2 protein-coding genes are annotated in these 1,781 nt (G+C 61.5%); one reads left to right on the plus strand and one right to left on the minus strand.

The features are described 5' to 3' along the window. Window positions 1-219: IS66 family insertion sequence element accessory protein TnpB (gene tnpB, locus J8I34_RS33830; protein WP_209808530.1), on the plus strand; the 219-nt coding region annotated here is incomplete at its 5' end. Here the strand turns inward: tnpB and J8I34_RS33835 are convergent. Continuing rightward, a partial coding sequence (locus tag J8I34_RS33835) for a recombinase family protein (protein ID WP_209808532.1) occupies window positions 196-1,781 on the minus strand: 1,586 nt, incomplete at its 5' end. The genes tnpB and J8I34_RS33835 overlap by 24 nt on opposite strands.

The following is a 1,781-nucleotide window of genomic DNA, read 5'->3' on the forward strand; positions in this document are numbered from 1 at the left end:
ACGCGGGTGTGGCTGGCTGCTGGCGTGACCGACATGCGCTCTGGCTTCAACAGCCTGGCCGCGAAGGTGCAGACCGTTCTAGAGCGGGACCCGTTCAGCGGCCACGTGTTTGTGTTCCGAGGCCGACGTGGCGATCTTGTCAAGGTGCTTTGGTGGAGCGGTGATGGCATGTGTCTGCTGATGAACTATCTCGTTTCATACTACGTCTCCTTCTGTTGAAGTGGAGGATTTTGATTCCGTTGTAACGGACACCGCCGCGGCACGGTCAATGAGGCGGTCCCATCGACTGCTGTGCTTCACCGGCGGGCTGGACGTGGGGACTTCGTATAGGTACGCATGGTCGTTGTAGGCGTGTCGCGTGACGAGGCCGTGCTCCATCCACCTCAGGAGCGTGCTTTCATGAATTCCGAGGCGCGCCGCAGCCTCCGGCTTCGTCAACATACCGCGGTCCCGCAGTCGGTCGAAGCGGCAGCGGAGTCCGTTTCGTTGCGCGAGATACGAGACGCGCAGCGCAGTGAATCTGAGGTCAGCCTTGCCTGGCCGGATGGAGCCGCCAGGGCGGATAGCCTGTTCGTTGAGGATGTCCGCGATCTGGGAGCATGTGTGGCTGTCGAGAAGGTTGTCGATGAGCTCCAGGACTTCCGGCCGGGTCTTGACCTGTTGCGCGGAGGATTTGGGGTTCTGTGCCGTCAGGGTCTCTGTCTTGCCGCCCTTGAAGCGGACGTGGATCGTGGTGGAGCCTTCCGCCGGGAGTTTGATCAGCGTGACGTCCTCGATGACATGGGCGAGGAGCCGTTTGCGCTCGCGGTTCGGTAGTCTCTGATCACGCCAAAGCGTTTTGAAGTCGGTCGTCATGGCGACGAGCCGATCGCGGATTGCATCGTCGAGAGCAAGCCGGTCCTCCTGCCGGCCGCGCTCCCTTTCCTCCCGGGCCTGAGCTAATGTGCGAAGCTTGTCGTTCCAATCGCGTTCGAGGGTATCCGCGACCAGACGGTTATTCGGATCGACCAGCATAAATCGCCGCTGCGCGAGATCTGCTTCGAACTGAGCGCGTTCGATCGCACGTAGGCGCAGCCGATCGGCCTCGTCGTACCGGGCCTCGATTTCTCTTCCAATCTCCAACGCCAGCTCAACTGCGGCTGGCGTCATCATGGCGGTGACCAATTCACCGACTGCTTCGTCGATGGGCCCGCCCGCAATCGACTGGCAGCACGGTTCACCACGCGTGCCTTGCGCGCGATCGCAGACATACCATGCTTCCTGTCGCCCGCGCCGCGTTGCATATCGGAGACGGAAGTGTCTACCGCAACGCCCGCAGACCGCGCGCCCCTGCAACAGGGCCGCGCCCTCTCGCGGCGGTGACGCTCGCGCGACTTCATATCCGCGACCGTTGGATTCGAGAGTCTTGAGATTCTGCTGAAACTGTTCCCAGGCGATGTAGCCAGGATGGGCGTCCGGAATGCAAGCGAGCCAGTCATCACGCTCGCGTTTTCGAGGCACATGCTTCCCGTCAGCGGTTCGCCGATATTGCCGTCGGCCGTAGACGTAGGCGCCCGCATAGCGCGGATTGTTCAGCGTGCGGAGGGCGGTCGACGCAGTGAGCGGCTGGAAAGTGATCAGTTCCTCGTTGCGCATGCGGGATGGAAACCGAACGCCTTCATTGCGGAACACTTTCACTGTCTGGCTTGCAGAGCCTACCCGTGAGAACGTCTCGAAGAAATAGGCAATGATCTCCCGGACCTGCGAGTCTGGGTCGAGCACGACGTTTCCGAGTTGGTCGT

Source organism: Cupriavidus phytohabitans (assembly GCF_017815025.1).
Classification (GTDB): domain Bacteria; phylum Pseudomonadota; class Gammaproteobacteria; order Burkholderiales; family Burkholderiaceae; genus Cupriavidus.